21 protein-coding genes and 11 tRNA genes are annotated in these 19,326 nt (G+C 40.8%); 2 read left to right on the top strand and 30 right to left on the bottom strand.

What is annotated here, in order from left to right:
* Positions 1–140 precede the first annotated feature (140 nt).
* The 12 genes from ACFQWC_RS21685 to ACFQWC_RS21740 all read right to left on the bottom strand — a co-directional run bounded on the left by ACFQWC_RS21685 (position 141) and on the right by ACFQWC_RS21740 (position 2,024).
* Positions 141–214: transfer RNA gene (locus tag ACFQWC_RS21685), tRNA-Gly, on the bottom strand.
* Between the two features lie 14 nt (positions 215–228).
* Positions 229–305 (bottom strand) — tRNA-Pro (locus ACFQWC_RS21690).
* A 55-nt stretch (positions 306–360) separates the two neighbouring features.
* Positions 361–437 (bottom strand) — tRNA-Arg (locus tag ACFQWC_RS21695).
* A gap of 21 nt (positions 438–458) precedes the next feature.
* Positions 459–544, bottom strand: a tRNA-Leu gene (locus ACFQWC_RS21700).
* An 85-nt stretch (positions 545–629) separates the two neighbouring features.
* Positions 630–711: transfer RNA gene (locus ACFQWC_RS21705), tRNA-Leu, on the bottom strand.
* A gap of 61 nt (positions 712–772) precedes the next feature.
* Positions 773–848: transfer RNA gene (locus ACFQWC_RS21710), tRNA-Lys, on the bottom strand.
* A 5-nt stretch (positions 849–853) separates the two neighbouring features.
* Positions 854–928 (bottom strand) — tRNA-Gln (locus tag ACFQWC_RS21715).
* An 80-nt stretch (positions 929–1,008) separates the two neighbouring features.
* Positions 1,009–1,085: transfer RNA gene (locus ACFQWC_RS21720), tRNA-Asp, on the bottom strand.
* A gap of 73 nt (positions 1,086–1,158) precedes the next feature.
* Positions 1,159–1,230 (bottom strand) — tRNA-Glu (locus tag ACFQWC_RS21725).
* Positions 1,231–1,245: 15 nt separating this feature from the next.
* A tRNA-Ser gene (locus tag ACFQWC_RS21730) sits at positions 1,246–1,336 on the bottom strand.
* Between the two features lie 7 nt (positions 1,337–1,343).
* Positions 1,344–1,418, bottom strand: a tRNA-Asn gene (locus tag ACFQWC_RS21735).
* 129 nt (positions 1,419–1,547) lie between these two features.
* Entirely contained in the window at positions 1,548–2,024 is a 477-nt protein-coding gene (locus ACFQWC_RS21740) for a SprT family protein (RefSeq protein ID WP_299746585.1), read from the bottom strand.
* A 148-nt stretch (positions 2,025–2,172) separates the two neighbouring features.
* Between ACFQWC_RS21740 and cmpA the strand changes: the two genes are divergently transcribed.
* Positions 2,173–2,286, top strand: coding sequence for a cortex morphogenetic protein CmpA (gene cmpA / locus ACFQWC_RS21745; protein WP_156142545.1), 114 nt, complete (start codon positions 2,173–2,175; stop codon positions 2,284–2,286).
* A gap of 91 nt (positions 2,287–2,377) precedes the next feature.
* Here the strand turns inward: cmpA and ACFQWC_RS21750 are convergent, their stop codons facing one another.
* The 14 genes from ACFQWC_RS21750 to acpS form a co-directional block, all read right to left on the bottom strand.
* The gene (locus ACFQWC_RS21750) at positions 2,378–4,546 is read right to left on the bottom strand and encodes a Tex family protein (protein WP_299746596.1); all 2,169 of its coding nucleotides are present in this window, start codon (positions 4,544–4,546) and stop codon (positions 2,378–2,380) included.
* Positions 4,547–4,912: 366 nt separating this feature from the next.
* Positions 4,913–5,509, bottom strand: a complete 597-nt coding sequence (locus ACFQWC_RS21755) for a PP2C family serine/threonine-protein phosphatase (RefSeq protein ID WP_299746599.1) — start codon at positions 5,507–5,509, stop codon at positions 4,913–4,915.
* Positions 5,509–6,306, bottom strand: coding sequence for an RNA polymerase sigma factor SigB (sigB, locus tag ACFQWC_RS21760; protein WP_299746602.1), 798 nt, complete (start codon positions 6,304–6,306; stop codon positions 5,509–5,511). The genes ACFQWC_RS21755 and sigB overlap by 1 nt, the downstream gene beginning before the upstream one ends.
* Positions 6,284–6,751, bottom strand: a complete 468-nt coding sequence (rsbW, locus tag ACFQWC_RS21765; RefSeq protein ID WP_299746751.1) for an anti-sigma B factor RsbW — start codon at positions 6,749–6,751, stop codon at positions 6,284–6,286. The genes sigB and rsbW overlap by 23 nt, the downstream gene beginning before the upstream one ends.
* On the bottom strand, positions 6,751–7,083 hold the full coding sequence (locus ACFQWC_RS21770) for an anti-sigma factor antagonist (protein WP_299746604.1): 333 nt from the start codon (positions 7,081–7,083) through the stop codon (positions 6,751–6,753). Before ACFQWC_RS21770 ends, rsbW begins: the two co-directional genes overlap by 1 nt.
* 77 nt (positions 7,084–7,160) lie before the next feature.
* On the bottom strand, positions 7,161–8,171 hold the full coding sequence (locus tag ACFQWC_RS21775) for a PP2C family protein-serine/threonine phosphatase (RefSeq protein WP_299746606.1): 1,011 nt from the start codon (positions 8,169–8,171) through the stop codon (positions 7,161–7,163).
* A gap of 10 nt (positions 8,172–8,181) precedes the next feature.
* Positions 8,182–8,583, bottom strand: coding sequence for an anti-sigma regulatory factor (locus ACFQWC_RS21780; RefSeq protein ID WP_299746609.1), 402 nt, complete (start codon positions 8,581–8,583; stop codon positions 8,182–8,184).
* 2 nt (positions 8,584–8,585) lie between these two features.
* Entirely contained in the window at positions 8,586–8,942 is a 357-nt protein-coding gene (locus tag ACFQWC_RS21785; protein ID WP_044340427.1) for an STAS domain-containing protein, read from the bottom strand.
* Positions 8,939–9,769, bottom strand: coding sequence for an RsbT co-antagonist protein RsbRA (locus tag ACFQWC_RS21790; RefSeq protein ID WP_299746612.1), 831 nt, complete (start codon positions 9,767–9,769; stop codon positions 8,939–8,941). Before ACFQWC_RS21790 ends, ACFQWC_RS21785 begins: the two co-directional genes overlap by 4 nt.
* Positions 9,770–10,182: 413 nt before the next feature.
* Entirely contained in the window at positions 10,183–10,533 is a 351-nt protein-coding gene (gene ndoA / locus ACFQWC_RS21795; protein ID WP_034763063.1) for a type II toxin-antitoxin system endoribonuclease NdoA, read from the bottom strand.
* Between the two features lie 4 nt (positions 10,534–10,537).
* Positions 10,538–10,819, bottom strand: a complete 282-nt coding sequence (locus tag ACFQWC_RS21800) for a CopG family ribbon-helix-helix protein (RefSeq protein WP_032085355.1) — start codon at positions 10,817–10,819, stop codon at positions 10,538–10,540.
* Between the two features lie 126 nt (positions 10,820–10,945).
* A complete protein-coding gene (alr, locus tag ACFQWC_RS21805; RefSeq protein WP_299746628.1) occupies positions 10,946–12,151 on the bottom strand; it encodes an alanine racemase in 1,206 nt (401 codons plus the stop codon).
* Positions 12,152–12,703: 552 nt separating this feature from the next.
* Entirely contained in the window at positions 12,704–13,717 is a 1,014-nt protein-coding gene (locus tag ACFQWC_RS21810; protein WP_299746630.1) for a LolA family protein, read from the bottom strand.
* Positions 13,718–13,941: 224 nt separating this feature from the next.
* Positions 13,942–14,292 carry a holo-ACP synthase gene (gene acpS / locus ACFQWC_RS21815; RefSeq protein ID WP_299746633.1) on the bottom strand — a complete coding sequence of 117 codons (351 nt, stop codon included), beginning with the start codon at positions 14,290–14,292 and terminating at the stop codon, positions 13,942–13,944.
* Positions 14,293–14,452: 160 nt separating this feature from the next.
* Between acpS and ACFQWC_RS21820 the strand changes: the two genes are divergently transcribed.
* On the top strand, positions 14,453–15,037 hold the full coding sequence (locus ACFQWC_RS21820; RefSeq protein ID WP_299746636.1) for a rhomboid family intramembrane serine protease: 585 nt from the start codon (positions 14,453–14,455) through the stop codon (positions 15,035–15,037).
* Between the two features lie 48 nt (positions 15,038–15,085).
* Here the strand turns inward: ACFQWC_RS21820 and ACFQWC_RS21825 are convergent, their stop codons facing one another.
* From ACFQWC_RS21825 to ACFQWC_RS21840, 4 genes are all read right to left on the bottom strand, one after another.
* The gene (locus tag ACFQWC_RS21825; RefSeq protein WP_377109072.1) at positions 15,086–16,543 is read right to left on the bottom strand and encodes a PH domain-containing protein; all 1,458 of its coding nucleotides are present in this window, start codon (positions 16,541–16,543) and stop codon (positions 15,086–15,088) included.
* Positions 16,536–17,015: a PH domain-containing protein gene (locus tag ACFQWC_RS21830; RefSeq protein WP_299746642.1), complete on the bottom strand. Its 480-nt coding sequence runs from the start codon at positions 17,013–17,015 to the stop codon at positions 16,536–16,538. The genes ACFQWC_RS21825 and ACFQWC_RS21830 overlap by 8 nt, the downstream gene beginning before the upstream one ends.
* 101 nt (positions 17,016–17,116) lie before the next feature.
* Complete coding sequence (gene uvsE / locus ACFQWC_RS21835) at positions 17,117–18,079, bottom strand: UV DNA damage repair endonuclease UvsE (RefSeq protein ID WP_299746645.1); 963 nt, start codon at positions 18,077–18,079, stop codon at positions 17,117–17,119.
* A 187-nt stretch (positions 18,080–18,266) separates the two neighbouring features.
* Complete coding sequence (locus ACFQWC_RS21840) at positions 18,267–19,079, bottom strand: nuclease-related domain-containing protein (protein WP_377109074.1); 813 nt, start codon at positions 19,077–19,079, stop codon at positions 18,267–18,269.
* Positions 19,080–19,326 lie beyond the last annotated feature (247 nt).

Here is a 19,326-nt window from a genome sequence, read left to right on the forward strand (position 1 = left end):
CACGCCGCCAGCGTTCGTCCTGAGCCAGGATCAAACTCTCCGATAAAAGTTTGAATAGCTCTTTAAAAATAAATCTAGAATTAACGTTGACGTATTGTCTTGTTTTGTTCAGTTTTCAAGGTTCAATAATAAGGTTGAATTGGAGCGGGTGAAGGGAATCGAACCCTCATCATCAGCTTGGAAGGCTGAGGTTTTACCACTAAACTACACCCGCATATAAAATTATGATGGTCGGGAAGACAGGATTCGAACCTGCGACCCCTTGGTCCCAAACCAAGTGCTCTACCAAGCTGAGCTACTTCCCGCTAGAAAAGCATATGTATTACTTTGAGTATAAAAGACTCGCTTGTAGAAACAAGATGGCGCGCCCGAGAGGAGTCGAACCCCTAACCTTTTGATCCGTAGTCAAACGCTCTATCCAATTGAGCTACGGGCGCAATATATTTCAAAACTTTTTTTGGTGCGGCCGAGAGGACTTGAACCTCCACGGGGTCGCCCCCACTAGGCCCTCAACCTAGCGCGTCTGCCATTCCGCCACGACCGCGTTTTAAGCGACAAACATTATTATAACGAGGATGATCTATTGTGTCAATACTTTTTTAAAAGTTTCTTTTAGATGACTTTTAAAGTGCGGGTGAAGGGACTTGAACCCCCACGCCTTGCGGCGCCAGATCCTAAGTCTGGTGCGTCTGCCAATTCCGCCACACCCGCATGTATGATTGATATTTTGCTAATGCAAAATGGTAAGATGTTTTGCTTCCGCAAAAATCTTTGGTGAGCCATGAAGGACTCGAACCTTCGACCCTCTGATTAAAAGTCAGATGCTCTACCAACTGAGCTAATGGCTCTTAAGTGGCTGGGCTAGCTGGATTCGAACCAACGCATGTCGCAGTCAAAGTGCGATGCCTTACCGCTTGGCTATAGCCCAATGTTTCGTCAAAAAGTGACGAGGTTTATATGATAACATGTCCAAAACATTAAAGTCAATAACTTTTAGAAGAAATAATCTGGCGGTCCGGACGGGACTCGAACCCGCGACCTCCTGCGTGACAGGCAGGCATTCTAACCAACTGAACTACCGGACCAGAGTTTTTCGCGTCAACAAAATAACTTTCATTACCTTGCGACAACAAAATGAGTTTCAAATAATAACAAAAATGACCCATACGGGATTCGAACCCGTGTTACCGCCGTGAAAGGGCGGTGTCTTAACCGCTTGACCAATGGGCCATGTTCTAAAAGTAATGGCGGAGAAGGAGGGATTTGAACCCTCGCGCCGGTTGCCCGACCTACACCCTTAGCAGGGGCGCCTCTTCAGCCACTTGAGTACTTCCCCATAAAAATGGCTCCGCAGGCAAGATTCGAACTTGCGACCGATCGGTTAACAGCCGATAGCTCTACCACTGAGCTACTGCGGAACGTAAAGTATTCTTTCGCTTAACTCGTCTTATCGACTCTTTAGATTATAATGACTCAGCTATTTATTGTCAACTACTTTCAGGCACTTTTTTTCAGAGTAAGATGATCATGATCGGGTGAATACCCACTCACGATTTGTCTTCCTTCATAATGACTTCCTTCACTAATTTAAGCTTCCCTTTACAACGTCCGCACACGTACTTTCTAGTATTGACCTTCCTTCTTCTTTTAAAATCCAACCCGCACTTCGAGCACACATAAACTAAAAATCTCTTCCTATTATTCACACTCGTTAATGTGGAACAATGTCTTGGACCTCCAACTTTATTAAGAAGTCTTTTAAAGTCTTCATCACCATGCTTATATCCCTTCCCTTCAATATGCAAGTGATAATGACACAACTCATGTTTAATGATTCCTATTAATTCATCCATACCATGCTCGTCTAAATATTTTCGATTAATATCGATATTATGACTACCTAACATATACCTTCCTCCGGTGGTTCTTAGTCTTGGGTTGAAATATGCCTTATGAAGAAATGGCTTATGGAAGGATTGAATTGAAATTTTCTCAACAAGAATTTGCAGCTCATCATTCGTCATATAAATCCTTCTTTCTTTTTAGAACATGACAACCTATTATAGCATAAACTAGATATCACCCTTACTGTTCAATCATGACAAACTACTCCAAGGAAGGTCATCTCATCGGTTTAGCTGGCACTTTCTTAGAGATAAGGAGGTTACCCCATTGCCTAACTGGCTTGTGAATCAATTGAGGAGAGCCTATTTTGAGAAGGATCGATATCAAATAAAACTCCTTAATCAATGCTGGTATTTCTACCGAAAGAAGAATTGCTCGTAAATATGGACATTTATAACACCCCTCATCATATATGGCAAAAAAAGAGCTGACCCAGGTAGCATTCACTACCCTACAGTCAGCTCTTCCTTGCTTATTGAATCATCGTCAATGCTACCCTGCCTTTTTGAACATCCACGCTATCAACCCAAACGGTCACGACGTCCCCTACAGACACCACATCTAATGGATGCTTAACGAATCCATTTTTCAGTTTTGAAATGTGGACAAGCCCATCTTGTTTTACACCTATATCAATAAATGCTCCGAAGTCCACTACATTTCTTACTGTCCCTTGCAATTCCATACCTTGTGTTAAATCTTCAAGTTTCAAGACATCCTTCTTAAGAAGAGGTTTAGGGAACTCATCCCGCGGATCCCGACCAGGTCGAATTAACGAATCTACAATATCTTTAAGCGTTAATTTCCCTATTCCCAACTCCTCAGAAACCTCTTCTAAGTTTAATTGGTTCAAAGACTGTTTCAGTTCCTCTGATCCAATGTCATTAACACTCAGCCCAACTTTAGCAAGAAGCTTTTTCACATCATTATAATTGTCTGGATGAATAGAGGTTCGATCAAGTACCTCTTTCCCATCCATTATCCTTAGGAATCCGATACATTGCTCGTACGTTTTCGCGCCAAGTCTTGGGATTTTCTTTAATTGGGACCTGGAAACAAACTTGCCTTCTTCCTCTCTCTTTTTCACAATATTAGTAGCCACCGTTTTCGAGAGTCCCGCTACATATTGCAATAGTGATGAGGAGGCAGTATTCACATTTACACCAACTTGGTTAACAGCCGTTTCCACTACAAAGGTTAGTGATTCATTTAGCTTCTTTTGTGAGACATCATGCTGGTATTGCCCAACTCCAACAGATTTAGGATCGATTTTAACTAATTCAGCTAACGGATCCTGCAATCTTCTTGCGATGGAGACGGCACTTCTTTCTTCAACCTGAAGGTCAGGGAACTCTTCTCTCGCCACATCTGATGCTGAATAAACACTTGCTCCGGCTTCGTTGACGATTAAATAGAAGATTGCTTCATCCATATCTTTTAAAACATTCACAACGAATTGTTCGGTTTCTCTGGATGCCGTTCCATTCCCAATCGCTACAACCTCAATCGAATATTTTGTCATAATCGCTTTGATTACTTCTTCCGCTTTAGAAAGTTGAGATTGGGATGAGTGTGGATAGATTACATTTATATCAAGAGTTTTTCCTGTTTCATCAATGACCGCCAGTTTGCAGCCTGTTCGGAAAGCTGGATCGACACCCAAGACCATCTTCCCTTTCATCGGAGGCTGAAGCAATAACTTCCTCAGGTTTTCAGAGAAGATATGAATGGCTTGATCCTCTGCTTTCTCTGTTAATTCATTGCGAATTTCTCTTTCCACCGATGGTTGTATGAGCCTTTTATAGCTATCCTCCACTGCTTCTTTTACAAGAGGCACGGAGATGGAGTGAACATTTTTAATGACCTGCTTTTGTAAATAGTTCACAATCCCTTCTGCATCAGCCTGAATATTCACCTTCAAAACATCTTCTTTTTCCCCACGGTTCATTGCTAAAACACGATGAGGGACTACTTTATGAATGGGTTCTTGATATGAGTAGTACATTTCAAAGACCTTTTTTTCGTCTCCCTCTTCTTTTTTCACCTTTGATTCAATTAACCCTTTTCGGAACGTATAACTTCTTATGTATTCTCGGTAAGAGGCTTCATCAGAAATGTACTCTGCAATAATATCTTTCGCTCCGTTCAAAGCCTCCTCGGTTGTCATTACTTCTTTTTCTTTAGATACGAAGTGAGACGCTTTTTCTTCAATGTCTCCTGATGTCGGGAATGTAAGGATCCATTCTGCCAGTGGTTCCAACCCTTTTTCTTTCGCTACGGTCGCTTTCGTTCTTCTTTTTTGCTTATATGGGCGGTACAAATCTTCTACCTTTTGCAGCTTATCCGCATTTTTAATGGCTTGGGTTAACTCTTCGGTCAGTTTCCCTTGTTCGTCGATTAGTCGGATAACTTCTTCTTTTCTTTGCTCTAGATTTTGCAGGTAATTCCATTTGTCCATAATATTACGAATCTGTACTTCGTCCAGTGCTCCAGTCTGTTCTTTCCGATACCGCGCGATGAAAGGGACTGTATTCCCTTCCTCCAGGAGTGAAATGACGTTTTTTACATTTTTTATTGATAGGTTTAATTCTTTTGATACTCTGTTAAGTAAAGGTTCTTGATTTGTTAATGTTGCTGTCAATTGTATTACCTCCATTGAAAGGTTTCTTGTTTATTTTACCATAACTGTCTTTGAGGATTGGAAAGGTGGATTAACATAAAGGAATAATCTGAAATTAAGCATTTGCCATCGCAATTCATTCTGCGAACATACCGTGGACCGTTCCTTTCCGCTTCAGGCACAACATTCCCCTGGAGGAAGTCGAGCCTCCTCGGGCTTATGCCCTGTGGGGTCTCGATCTTTCCTCTATTTCCCGCAGGAGTTAAGAGCCTTCCACTACAATCCACTATGTGCTACTATACCATTCAGCACACACCGATTGACGGAGCTTATAAAAACATCAATCTTTGTGAAAGAACCTAAATAAAAAAACTTACCCTAAGACTATTAGAGTAAGTTTCCTATAATGTATGTTGTATCATCTGATGTACCGTCGACTAGAGATTGAATATCACCTAAAGCGCCATGAAGCGTCGGATACCTTTGAAGGATATTCTTTACTCCGGATATACTCAGTCCATCAGAGTGAATAAGAAATCTCGAGTTGGAATCGTAATGAAAACGTTGCGTCTTATATGTTTGCGGCCTTCCGGATAAATACCCGGTAACCGGTAAAGGATAAGTCATCTTTCCTTCAGGTGCATACATATAAAACCTGATATTTCCTACACAGCTATACACAAACTCTTTAGAATGGTAATACGCTTTTATGATCGCCACTGCTGCACCACGTTTTTTCTGAAGAGCCTTGTTACAAAGACACATGAGGGTTTCAACATCCTCGTGGTGATGCTCTTCAACTATATCGACGACAACATGTGATGATTCATAAGCAAACTTACCGCTACCTAAACCGTCGGCCAAAACACAGATAAAGTAATCGTTTGTAGAGGTATAGAAATAACTGTCCCCACAATAAGGATTTCCATTTTTCGATACTTGTTCTGCATAAAGCTCTATTTCATTTTGTTGAAGATAAGCCATTAATAATGACTCTCCGAATCGCTCATCTCTTCCTGAATGGCTTCCCTAAGCTTTTTAATGGCTCTTCTTTGTAAACGGGAAACATGCATTTGGGAAATACCGAGCTTCTCGCCAGCTTCTTTTTGGCTTAGATTTTCTAAATAAGTGTGTTGTATTATAGCCTTTTCCCTATCGGAAAGCACATGAAGCACTTTCTCAAGGACCAGTCGCTGATTAACTTTCTCGTAGCCCTCATCCTGATCTCCCACAATATCCAGTATCGTTACTGTACTCCCCTCTGAATCCGCTTCAATCGAGTGATCCACAGATAATGCTTGATAACTCCTACCCATTTCCATCGCTTCCAGAACTTCTTCTTCACTAACTTCCAGATATTCAGCAATTTCATGGACTTGTGGAGAACGTTCCAATTTATTCGTTAATTCTTCAACGGTAGATTTGATTTTTGGTCCCAGCTCTTTTATTCTTCGTGGAACATGTACGCTCCACGTTTTATCTCTTAGAAACCTTTTGATTTCTCCAATGATAGTCGGAATCGCAAAAGCCTCGAATGATCTACCGAAAGATTCATCGTACCTTCTGATTGCACCAAGCAATCCAATCATCCCCACTTGGATAATGTCCTCGTGGAAAGATCTTCCCTTTGAATATTTCCTCGCAATGGACTCTACAAGATTTTGGTAGTGTAAGATCAGTTGACTTTGCGCATCATCATCTTGTCTATCCTGATAGTCTTTAATCCATTGAAGTACTTTTTCTTTTTGGGCCTGCTGGTTAGGTTGAGATAGTTTTTTCATCCCTCTCCACCTGCTCCCCTGATAGGAATTTAGTCATAAAGACTGTCACTCCCTCCTTGTGATGCACTTTTACATCATCCATCAGGCTCTCAATAAGGTAAAGGCCTAACCCACCTTCTCTTAAGAACTCGACTGAATGATCGGCATGATAAGGACCAACAGCACTGCGAATTTCTTTGAAATCAAAACTTTCACCGTGATCTGCTACCATAACCTCAAGACGATCATCATATAGTGCGAATCCGACAACCACTTCTCCGTCATTGTCTTTATACGCATGCTGAACCGCATTTGTGATAGCTTCACTAGTAGCAATCTTCAAATCCTCAATTGCATCGTAGTCAAATCCCATACGACTTGCAATTCCTGAAAGCGTCAAACGAATAACCCCGACATATTCCGGCTTTGCGGGGATCTTCATTTCGATGTAATCAAAAGCTTGCATCATTCCACGCCACCTTCTACCTTGGAATTAATATTCATAATATCCCCTAAACCTGTAATATCAAACAATCTTTGTAACCGATCTGAAAGTCCGATAAGGTTCAGCTGTCCGCCACGAGCCTTTACTGTTTTAAAAAGACCAACAAACACGCCTAATCCAGTACTATCCATATATGATACTTCTGAAAGATCTATTGTCATATCTTTGTTATCATCCTCAGCAGAAGGCTGAAGCGTTTCTTTAAGCTTTGGTGCTGTATATGCATCAATTTCACCGGCTACTTTAACGAGTAGCTCGTTCTCTTTTTCTTTCATATCTATTGATAAGTTCATAAAAAGACCACCTTTTTTAGCAACATTATAATAAGTCTCTACACATTTACCCTATTTGTTATAAGAATAAACTTTATTTATGAATTTCTTTTTATGATGATCAGAGTGAAATCGTCTCTAAGCTCAAAGTGCTGGAGTTTCTCAAGTTGTTTGTATACGTTATTGACAATCTCTTGGGGAGGCAGGTGTTTATAACGGCTTATCAATTGTACTAAGTCTTCCCTTTCGATAAAGCCTTCTTCTGAACGACACTCCGTTACTCCATCAGAGAGCAGGATGATCATGTCTCCGACCTCAACCCGCCTTTCGTATTGTCGGTATTTCGCTTTTTTATCTACACCTAATAGAAGACCTTTTGCATCAAGATCCTCAAATTCATTGGTTGCCGCTCTATAAAAAAAGCCAGGTTCATGCCCAGCTGATGAGTATGAAAATAGATGTTTCTCAGTATTATATACACCATAAAACATTGTAATGAACATACTTGCATCGACGTTTTGTTCCACAACTCTGTTTAAACTTTCCAAGACAGCATTGGGTTCATTCCGGTATTCCGGCAGACTGTCCATCGCATATTTTATCATGGACATACAAAGAGCTGCAGGGATACCCTTACCAATTACATCGGCAATGGCAACACTTACGCTATCATTTTCATCTTGAACAAAGTGATAGTAATCCCCATTCATCTTTTTGGCGGGTACACTTACAGCTCCGATATCCAAACCTTCTACGTTGGGAATAACCGTTCCAAGCAGAGTTTGTTGCATATTGGATGCTACATCTATTTCGTTGTTTAATTCTTGTTGTTTTGTACGCAGACTCTGATGCTCCCTATAAGCGAAACCATAGCCTATCATTACTTCAAGCAGAATATCGAAAGAGTGCAGTACTTGATGTGGTATGTCAGGCTCCATATCTAATATTACACTCTTATGGAGACTAATGATCTCCTCTGGCGAAACATGATGCTCAATTGATTTACGACTAAATTTCTGTCCCAAATAAAGAGCTTTTTCATCTTGTTCGTTAAGATAATGCTCGATAATTTCTCTATATTTAGAATCCATTAAATCTCTGAAATTCATTTAACTCCCCCTAGCGGAGCCACTTAGTCGCCCTGATATCTGTCCCTTCTCCCGGTACAGACTCAACGTAAAACTCGTCCATTAAACGCTTTACTCCAGGCAAACCTGCTCCTAATCCGCCTGATGTGGAATATCCATCTTCCATTACTTTTCTAATATCTGCAATACCAGGACCTTCATCCAATGCGATAATTCGCACACCTTTTTTCCCGGAATCGAATAACTTTTCTATACAAATCTGACCATAGCCAGCATATAAATATATGTTCCGTGCTAATTCGCTGATAGCCGTAGTGATACGAGCTTGGTCAACGGTCCCGAATCCGAGCTCTTTCGCTACATTCCTCCCTAACTGGCGGGCAGCAACGATGTCCCATTCATTCGTGATCTTCACGCAGGATTGGCTATCCATACCTAGTCCCCCAGTTCCAATTGTAATTTCTCCAGACCTTTTTCCAGATCCAGAGCGGTTAGGACGTCCTCTAACCTGATACCCAGCTCGATCAACGTTATCGCTACAGCAGGCTGGATGCCGGTGATGACTACTTTAGCACCCATTAACCTTGACATATTTATAACATCTCCAAGAACTTTAGCAATGAATGAATCTATAAAATCTATGGAAGTAATATCGATTACTACTCCCCTTGCACTCGTTTCATGGATCTTGTGCAGAAGATCTTCTTGAAATTGAAGGGCTGTTTGATCATCAAGCTCCCACTGAATGGAAATCAACAAACAATCATGCAGCTTTAAAATTGGTATTCTCACTCTAATCCCTCCGCCGAAACTATTTTTCGATTTGTCATTTCAAGAGCTTTTTCAATCCCTTTTCGTAGCGTACTATTCGTACTGAATTGATTTAAATCAATTCCTAAGTTTACAATCGTTTGCGCGATTTCAGGTCTTATCCCCACTAACATACATTTAGCCCCAACCAAACGAACTGCTTCTGCTGCCTGAATGATATGATGAGCTACCATTGTGTCCACTACTGGTACACCGGTAATATCGATCAACACAACTTCCGCTCTATGCTTCACTACACCGTTTAGTAGATTTTCCATGATTAATCGTGCCCGCTCTGTATCAATCGTTCCCACAAGCGGCATCACTGAAATTTTTTCGAAAACGGGTATCAATGGTGCAGACAACTCCTGCAATGCTATCTTTTGAAGAGAAACCGTTCTTTCCCAGGATTCTGTATAAGCACTGATTACTTTATTATTCATTGGAGTTAACCATTTATCGAACTTCTCAACCTGTGCCACATAGTTTTGGTCTGTAATGATACCTTCTTTCATCATACCTTCGTAGACCACTTTACCAAAAGTATTTAAAGCCGACGTCACAAAAGTCAGCGGCCATCCTAACCTGACAACCTTTTCAGCGAAATCTTCCAACCGGCTATTGAACTCATTGGAATCCCTTAAGTTAGAAGCAATCATTTCTACAAACTCATGGCTTGTCTTAGTAAAAACTTGATCTGAAACTACTTGAAGAAACTTCTCATCCGCTTCGTTCCTCATTCGTTCCATCCAAATACTAGTGATATCTGATTTATTATTCTGAATATAATCCGTGACTTCACTAAACATTTAGTTCTCTCCATTCTATCATATGAAATTTATACTTAGTATTCATGCTGAATGATGTAACTCAAATTTAAAGTAGTTTACAACAGTGAACTAAAAAATGACGTAATTACTTTAATAGTAACAAATAAAGACAAAAATGAAAAAAACTATGCCTTTTTGGGTATTTTTATTGCTTACTTTTCCCATTATAAATTGTTAACGGTATTTTGTCATAAAATTGACTATATTTCTATTTCCATATTCTTCTTTTGCGGTTAAATTCACTATACTTTTCCTGTCGAAATAGAAAAAAGACAAAACAAAAAGGCTTAATGATCAAATATATTGTTGATCAGCAAGCCTTCTGGTTTGCAGTTATATTATCCTTATTGTATAACGTGATAAAAAGGATTCACACGATGAAAAAAATCGGGTTAAAATTGGATCAGACCCACACTGATTTGCAGGGCGTCATCCACTTTTTCCATCATCTCATCATCCAAGTGTGTAATCTTATCGGTAAGACGTTGTTTATCAATCGTTCGAATCTGTTCAAGCAAGATAACGGAATCACGTTCAAAGCCATAACGTTTTGCATCAATTTCAACATGAGTAGGCAGTTTCGCTTTTTGAATTTGAGCGGTAATGGCAGCTACAATAATTGTGGGACTAAACCTGTTCCCTATATCATTTTGAATAACAAGTACCGGCCGAACTCCGCCTTGTTCTGATCCTACAACAGGAGAAAGGTCTGCAAAATATACGTCACCACGCTTTACAATCAAAGGATTAACCCCCGCTTACTAAGCGTTCGACTGTATGTTCTGCCTCATATTCTGCTTGAATCGCCTCTGAAGCGATTGCGAGATTAATCTTAGCCATTTCCATATAGCCGCGTCTCATAGATTCACGTAATTGTCTCTTCTTACGCTCTCTTAAATACATTTTGGTTGCACGATAAATAAACTCATTGCGATTCACATTTTCTTGATCTGCAAAGCCGTCTAATTCTGTAACGAGCTGTTGCGGTAGACGAATTAAGATTTCTGTTGTTGCGCTGGATTCAGACACAAACTACACCTCCACCAATCACTACATACCGTTTCTGTTCATTAACATATTTATCATACCATCAATTAAGGAGAATGAAAAGTTAATTTATCAATCTCTTCTATTATCCACCATATAAAATACTAATTATTCATCAAAGTTGCGGTTATTTTCCTGTTGACTGTGAATACCAGTCGATAAGAGTTTATTCGATACTTCCGTCGGCTCCCCGTTTTTCATATAGATACGCGGCACCCTCGAGGAGATCATACAAGGGATCTCATAGTTAATGGTATCAAGCTTTCCAGCGATTTCATCCATTGTAATCGCTTCTTCACCCTGTTTGCCGATTAACGTCACGAGGGTACCCATATTAAGAAATTCAGGAAGCCTAATCATACATTGATCCATACAGACCCTTCCAACAATTGGAACTCTCTTACCGTTTATAATCACGTCCTGACCTTGTAATTTACGCAGCCAGCCATCAGCGTATCCAATCGGAACCGTTCCAATCCACTCTGCCTCACCCGTCTCATAAGTAGCCCCATAACTCACTTTCTCTCCAGCTGATAGTTCTTTAGTATGAATAAGCCTTGTATGAAGAGAAAACACTTCTTTCAAAGGAAAAGGAAGCTCGGGTTTCATCTCTTGAGATGGCGTGAGTCCGTACATAGCTATTCCCACCCGTACAGCATTAAAGAGAGTGTTTGTTTTCCTTAATGTAGCGGCGCTATTTGAAGAATGAATATAAGCAGGTAAGGAATCCAATTGGGCCAGCATGTGTTCAAATCGAGCTAACTGCTGGTCAAGATAGTCATCGTTCAACTCATCAGCCGTGGCAAAATGGGTAAAGATCCCTTCTAATTTAAACTGAGAATGATCTTGAATATACTCCTCGATACCCTTTAACTCTTCAGTAGTCCGAACACCTATCCGTCCCATCCCCGTGTCACACTTAATATGGAGGCTTAATCGATCTCCTTCTGAAAGCTGCTTTTCCGCTTCAACAAGCCACTCCTTATGGAAGATCGTTAACGAAATATCTAATTTGGCCGCGATCCTCACATCTTTCGGTCGTGTAGCTCCTAATACGTGGATGGGAGCTGTAATACCAGCATTTCTTAAAGAAATTGCTTCGTCTAAGAATGCGACTGACAAGCCGTGTGCCCCCGCAGAGAGAGCAGTAAGGGCGGTTTGCACATCCCCATGCCCATAAGCATTCGCCTTCACAACCGCAAACACTTTCACATCTTCAGGAATATGCGCTCTAATATTCTTTACATTTTCATATAGATGATCTAGATTGATTTCTGCCCATGTATCACGAAAAAATTGCGTCTGGGTTTCCACTTTGTTCACTTCCTCATATCTTTACACAAAACATTGTCATTCTATTCAAGAATACCATGGATTATTCATATTATCATTCATTGGGTGAAATGGATTTTTTCGAGAGGGGGTTAGGGATTCTGAAAACTTGGATATTGCACCAGCTATTATCGATTTTTCGAATGGTAAGGCGAGAGGGGACGATGTTTGATGGGGAATCTTGAGTTCCCCTTAGTGGTAGTAGATCCTATTATTGTTTTCTGCCGGTCTTGTACGGCTTTATGCGGTTTTCTTCTGTCTTGTTCCTTACGATATCAATTATTCATTGAGTTTGTACCATTTTATTATTGGCTTTAAGCTTTATATTATCGACTTTCCTGAATTTATTATCGACTTCGCTGCTTTTATTATCGACTTTCCACATTTATTATCGACTTCGCTGCTTTTATTATCGACCCTGTAATTTGTATTTCGCCTCCACCATCCCCTTTTATACTTTTGAACTTCCTACCACTTATCCGCACACCAAGAAAAGAGGCGAACCCAAAGGCCCGCCCTGTTTAATTATTTTATTTATTTCACCATTGAACCCTGTACGGATTGTGCTACCATCACCATCTCAGAAGGAGTCAGGTCATTGGAGGCAAGCATATAATCCACTCCGTTATTGGTCCATCTGATAGATTGCTCTGTCATGGCTGCTACTGTGAAGCCAAGGTCCACTAATTCACCTTTTAGAGAAGTAGAGACCGTCATGGTAGGTACGACTGTTGTTTTCTCTTGAACGATTGTAAAAGATTTTTCACCATCGTAGGTTAAGATCACACGCTTTCCTGTATCGGTCGCGACTTCTTTTTCTTCTATTAATTCAGTACCCGTGATTTCTGACATTGGGTAAAGAACAGTAAATTCCGTATCTTCTACGGTTGCCGTGACGGGAACCTCAAGCTGGGCACCTGTCATGTTTTTCTTCATGTCGAAGTCTTTTTTATCAAATGCCGCTTTCATATCCATCTTGGAGAACTCTACTTTTACAAGCGGATTTTTATCTGAATCCAATACATTTACGGATGCCGGAGTCAGGTCTTTCTTGTTAAAGGCAATCTCTTGAGTGGGTAGCATCTGACTGTTTTGATAACGTGTCTTCGTGTTAAAGATGTAGTGATCTTTTGTTTCTTTGAAAGTAGCCTCTTTATCCTCTAGCACATCTTGAACAAGCGATTCATACAAGTACGCCTGACTGCTATTTTCAGGCCAGTTGCTTTGGAATCGGAAGCTTTTGTTCAGAGCCGGCGTAAGGACGAATACTCCCTCATCATTACGTAAGATCATTTGACTCTGATCTTTCGCAGCGTTCTTTAATGCCACTCGATAATAATTAGGGTCATTATGCCACACTTCCACATCATAGGTTTGAGGCTCGTCGCCCACCTGCAGGGTCATTTTCGCATCTGCTTTGTACCCCTTCATATCCTCTACTTTTGCCTTAAGGTCCTTGGTTACATCTTCTTTCGATTGCTCTCCACAAGCAGCCAGCATAAGCACCGCTAACATGGCCATCACTAGTATCACTAGCTTTTTCTTCATTTTTTCAACCCCTTTTGTCCCAGGATAAACGTAATTGAGAGAGGAGAAAGCCAGCCGTCTAAGAATGGACGATTCTTATAGAATGCCCCGTTCCTTAGTCCAATTGCAATTCGCCAAAGAACCGCGATTGTTAAACACCTGGCCTTGTCTCTCCTATTGCACTACTGAATATATGAGACAACCTAAGGGATTATGCTAGTGAAGATGACAAGCTTGAAATAATTTTACTCTTCGATGATCACCTGTGCAGCCGCAAATTCCCGGCTATGGGTGATGGATAGATGGGCATTCGCCCCCTCCGGCTTTGAAAAATATGGCTTTCCATTCGGGTCCTTACTGATTTCAATATCCTGAAAGGAGAGCGCTGTTCCGATCCCGGTTCCATTCGCCTTTGCAAAAGCTTCTTTGGCTGCAAATCGCCCTGCTGCAAACTCAACCTTCCGTTGTTCGCTTAAAGTATAGAATGCATCCTCCTCCTTAGCTGTTAAAATTCTCTTAACGAACTTTGGCTGCCGTTCAATCATCTTCTGAATGCGTCCTGTTTCAACGATGTCCAATCCTATTCCTTTTATCATATGCGGTTCCCCTTCTACTCTTGTCCTGTGTTGCATATTTGTATAATGAACTATACTCGTGATTTTCGACGTTTTCTTATACTATAATATTAACTGCGTTTTTTATAAAATCTGATTTAGTATTGATATAAAAAGAACAACCTACCTAGGAGGATACAATATGTTTGTCCGGACAGAAAGTTTTTCTCAATTTTTACGGTTCTATCCTATTATTTCCCTGATTGTATTCATTCATATCGCCTTATACTTTGTCAGTGCCCTTCCTATTTTTCCACAACTGTGGGTGTACGAGCAGCTGGCCGGTGTGAATTTATTTATAAGCGAGGGAGAATGGTGGAGACTTGTCACCCCTATCTTTGTACATTTGGGATTCGCTCATCTGCTATTCAACTCATTTTCCCTTGTACTGTTCGGCCCACCCCTGGAGAAACATCTTGGAAAAGCAAAGTTTGTCGGTCTTTATTTAGCAAGCGGTGTATTTGCTAATATCATTACGTATCTCATCAAGCCTCTTACGTATAGTCATGTGGGAGCATCGGGAGCAATTTTTGGTTTATTCGGCTTTTACATCGCCATGATTATTTTAAAGAATCATTTCATCACAAGAGAAAGCCGTCAAATCATCTTACCCATCGTCGTCATCGGGGTGGTCATGACCTTCATGCAGTCCGGAATCAACATAACTGCTCATATCTTTGGTTTAATCGGCGGCTTTGTGATCGGATGGATTGCAGGAAAAAAATAAGAACAAAACAAAAGTGACCCGTAGCAAATCCCGGGTCACTTTTATCGTTTACACACTATGAGAAAACCAAGTAACAATGGTTTGGATGTCCTTCTTTTCAAGATCCCGGATTGGGCTCGCATAACCAGTCTCTCCAGATTTTATCGTTGTCCTGAGACTGCCCAAGTCTTTTCTCGATTGGAACCAGCTTTCATGGGTGTCCAAAGATTGTATGCGACTTTTCTTTATATGCATCGTATTTTTCAATACGCCCCTATACTGTAATGATAATTGACCATCCGCAATCTTCCAGCCCCCGGCACGGTATTGGAAGTATCCAAGAATCCCGAATGGAATCATCAACAGGCCAACCCAAAGACCATATGGCCAGTAGAGAAAACAGGCAGCAGCGGTCGGAATCACTACCCATATCGACTGTCGGAACACATATCTTCTTAAGGAACGCCCGGGTAACCTCTTAAACTCATCATGGATGACGTAATCTGGAAATAAGTCTTTTAATAATTCAGGAATCCTCTTCTTTTTAACAATCGGGAATAATTTTATACTCGTACTGTCTTTCTCCAATACAGATCCACCTGCATTTTCAATATGGACGGTGCAATAACCCAATGGCTGCCTGATTGGATTTTCCACTACCCGGATGCCTTGAACACGATTTAATGGAACAGTCACCTGCTTCTTCTCCAGAAGCCCTCTTGTCATGACGATGTGATCATCTACAATTTTAATCCTGAAATCACCATAAATAATGAATGTCCAAGCAATCGATAATAGCCAGGCAACAAGCAACCCCAAGAAGGCCATCACCGAAACGACAAACACGCCGCTTTTCACAAAAACAGCCAGCTCATCATACACAGCTTCGTACGGAATGAACTCATTAAATTGGGATAAGAAAACAAACACCCCGGAAATAATGACGCCTATCCCTCCTGAAGTCGTAGCAAGTACCCAAATGTCTTTCGAACTGAGGTTGAAAAAGGGTTCTTCTTCTTTCAAAATCTCCGTACCTTCTTCAAAAAGATCCTCGGTTACATCATGCCCCTTCTTCTCCCGATAGATCATATCCTCTAACTCTAATGCTTCTTCTTTAAAAATAGCTGTCAGTTCCGCTTCTGATTCCCGCGGATTGGAAGACCCGGCCGTTTCGACCTTCACCTTGACCAACCCAAAAGGGCGATGCAGAATACCTTCAGAGAAATTCAAACTCTGAATCCGGTCAATAGGGATATACCTCTTCTTTTTAACGAATAGTCCGTATTCGATCCGAAGCTCTCCTTCTTCCACTCGATACGTAAATCGAAGCCACTTCACAATCCCTGTGACCAGAACGAACACAAGAACTACCGCCATCGATATAACAGGCATATAATCCCAAAAACCTGTCTTCTCTCCCCGGTTATTCAATACAAATAAAAAGACAAAAGGAACGATCAAATCCTTCAACTGTTTTACAAAATTCGCTACAGCTGAAATAGGGTGCAGTCTCTTGTGCTCAGACATCATCTTCCGCCACCCTCGCTAGTTGTGAAATGGAGTTTCTCAAACCATCCGCTTCCTCCATATCCAGTGCCGGAATCTCATGAACCGTCGCTGCAGTCGAAATCGTGATCGTCGCTAACCGATACTTTTTTAAAATTGGGCCCTGCACCGTATCAACATGTTGAACCCTCACCATCGGTACCAATGTGCGTTTCACGATAAATATCCCTCTTTGGAGCTCAATTTCCTGCTCCCTCACTTCATATCTCCATCTCTTCCATTTGATCGTCGGAATAAAGAAAACAAACAAATATGTAAATAGAATGAACATTCCCACTGCAACTGCAATGATCCATTGAGGCCAATCAAACAACACAGTAAGAACAATCGCTCCTGCTGCTACAGCTGCCACAACCAATGTTTCAAACACGCCATATATCTTCCAAACCTTTAAAGCCTTTGGCGATATTCTCTTTTGAGGCTCTCCAATCATCCCCATCCCCCTCACTTCTCTCTTTTACTAAATCTTACAGTATATTTACGATTTGGAACAGAGATGGTTTCAGATTAAGGAGAAAGCTTTGGGAGATTTGCCTATTTTAGATAAAACGAACTTTTATCCACCCACTCAATCCCATCAATCCCTTGCAGATCTTCCACTAACCGGAACAATGCGTCATCCTTTTTCTTCGCTTCTATCATACAATCAATTTCATCCACCGAACCCTTTATTCCTTGAAGAAAATCAAGAAACATCCTAGGGTCGATGAAATCGGCATGGGCTTTGAAATCTTCCTGGGAACGGGGACTTGAAATATGCATCTTTACAGGTAATGATGACTGGCTCCACGTTCCAACGATCCTCTCCCAATCCAACAACCAATCCCTTTCGTTATAAGCAAGGTGATGATGGTAATCAAATACTTGGGGAATCCCGAGCTTTTCACATAGATAGAGGGCATCAGCTGCACTGAAAACCGTATCATCATTTTCGAGAATGATCATTTGTTGAAGAGAAACGGGAGTCAGACCCCAATTATGGATGAATTGCTCAAGTGCCTTCTCTTTATCCTCATAAGCCCCGCCAACATGGAGAACACAGCGGTGAGTTGGATCGATTCCCATCCCTTTTAATAATGCCTCATGCATTTTTAACGTCTTCAGCGTATTTTTTAACACATCCACATCGCTGGAATTGAGCAAGACAAAATGATCAGGATGAAACCCCACCCTCATGGGATGAAGCTTCAGGTATTCTTCAATCGCTCTGAGCTCATCCTTTAACGGAGATATGAAATCCCATCCTTTCAATTCAGGATGATTCGCAAGGGGGATCAACCTTGAACTAAACCGGAAAAAATGAATTTCGTTCAATACATTATGCTTCAAAAGCCGCAAGCAATTTTCAAGATTCGATTTGGCGATCCGTTCAAGTTTATGAATAGCGGCCTCACGATCCTTGATCCCGGAAAACTGCTTATAGGTCATGGTTTGGGAAGGTGATGCATTCTGGAGGTTCATACTCATGGCAACATAGCCTAACTTTACGAGTGTCATGTGGGGTGGACTCCTTTTTGGGGTTAGTATGTGCGTAATGGGGGGATTTATCTCGTTGGTTTTGAATAGGTGACAGACTTTGTCCCTCCTTTTGTTTCTAATTGAAGGGTTTTCAATATTTTATAGGCGGTGTTTCGTGAGTTCAGATGCAAGAAACTCCTCAGTTCGCGATTGGTTATGCGATCACTTAGTAGTAAGAAATAATCCCATATCTAGATGAACTACCACATTTAACGCAAGACCATGCTCCACTTACTCTAATCATTGGTATGTGATGGCAGTTTTCACATCGGACCCCAGTCACAATATCGCTTCGGGTAAGAGAATATGTCTCCATAAAGTCTAGCTCAGATTCTTCATGTTTTTTCAAAATGGTTTTCTTCATTTTGTTCATTTCTTTATCAGTCATGGCTTCTTTTACGTATATCTCATTTAAATCTTTGATATTGTCTATTATATTTTGGGCATGAATGATTTTTCTGTAAGGTGAGTCAGCTGGTGGGGTTTTGGTGAAATTTAAGATAGTTGATGGGTTGCTGAAAACAACGAGGTGTTCGATGGGAGGGTGCTTCAGCTTGTGGACACTGAACCATTTTTGCAGTAATAATTTTTGTCTTTGAACCTGGGAGATCGGGTCAGAGAATCCTTCTGGTAATCCTTTATAAGTACGGGTAAGCTGTCTTATGAATGGATCAATGGTGACTATTCCTGAGATGTTCTTCACTTCGATAATTAAAATGTAGAATGGAGTGAGGATGAGGAAATCTATTTGGAAGTAGTTTGAGAATAGAGGAAGCCTTATATCATAAAAGATTTTATATTTCTTGTCTTTCAAGAAGCTGAGGTGGTAGTAGACGGTTGCTTCACCGTTGTAACCTGCTTTTCTTTTCTTTAAATCCTTATCTACGATGGGAATCTTTTGATGATTGAGAGGCAGGCGCCATAATAATGCTTGGCAATTTTCAATATTGATAGGGACTTTGAGTTCTTTACAGATCAATTGATCACTCTCCTTTAAGGTTCTGCTTACTCTAGTTCGCCACAGGCTTAAAAAACCCTTCTTTTCAATTAAAAAATCAACAGTTTTTCACTAATTGCGTCTTATTGGGGTTTAATTGCGTCGATATCTGAATAATTGCGTCTTTTCTCACCTTAATTGCGTCTTTTTTTAATTTATTGCGTCTTTTTTCACCTTAATTGCGTCGTTCCACACAATAATCGCGTCTTTTAGTAAAGATTGGAAACCA

Origin of the sequence: Rossellomorea sp. GCM10028870, from assembly GCF_042666755.1 — a bacterium.
GTDB lineage: Bacteria > Bacillota > Bacilli > Bacillales > Bacillaceae_B > Rossellomorea.

Coding starts and splice junctions, on each gene's coding strand:
- ACFQWC_RS21825 (WP_377109072.1), bottom strand. CDS start 16,543: ATGTCTGAGCACAAGAGACTGCACCCTATTTCAGCTGTAGCGAATTTT.
- rsbW (WP_299746751.1), bottom strand. CDS start 6,751: ATGCAAGCTTTTGATTACATCGAAATGAAGATCCCCGCAAAGCCGGAA.
- ACFQWC_RS21790 (WP_299746612.1), bottom strand. CDS start 9,769: ATGTTTAGTGAAGTCACGGATTATATTCAGAATAATAAATCAGATATC.
- ACFQWC_RS21810 (WP_299746630.1), bottom strand. CDS start 13,717: ATGAAGAAAAAGCTAGTGATACTAGTGATGGCCATGTTAGCGGTGCTT.
- ACFQWC_RS21780 (WP_299746609.1), bottom strand. CDS start 8,583: ATGGATAGCCAATCCTGCGTGAAGATCACGAATGAATGGGACATCGTT.
- uvsE (WP_299746645.1), bottom strand. CDS start 18,079: ATGACACTCGTAAAGTTAGGCTATGTTGCCATGAGTATGAACCTCCAG.
- ACFQWC_RS21775 (WP_299746606.1), bottom strand. CDS start 8,171: ATGAATTTCAGAGATTTAATGGATTCTAAATATAGAGAAATTATCGAG.
- ACFQWC_RS21820 (WP_299746636.1), top strand. CDS start 14,453: ATGTTTGTCCGGACAGAAAGTTTTTCTCAATTTTTACGGTTCTATCCT.
- ACFQWC_RS21830 (WP_299746642.1), bottom strand. CDS start 17,015: ATGATTGGAGAGCCTCAAAAGAGAATATCGCCAAAGGCTTTAAAGGTT.
- ACFQWC_RS21740 (WP_299746585.1), bottom strand. CDS start 2,024: ATGACGAATGATGAGCTGCAAATTCTTGTTGAGAAAATTTCAATTCAA.
- ACFQWC_RS21755 (WP_299746599.1), bottom strand. CDS start 5,509: ATGGCTTATCTTCAACAAAATGAAATAGAGCTTTATGCAGAACAAGTA.
- acpS (WP_299746633.1), bottom strand. CDS start 14,292: ATGATAAAAGGAATAGGATTGGACATCGTTGAAACAGGACGCATTCAG.
- ACFQWC_RS21770 (WP_299746604.1), bottom strand. CDS start 7,083: ATGAACTTATCAATAGATATGAAAGAAAAAGAGAACGAGCTACTCGTT.
- sigB (WP_299746602.1), bottom strand. CDS start 6,306: ATGAAAAAACTATCTCAACCTAACCAGCAGGCCCAAAAAGAAAAAGTA.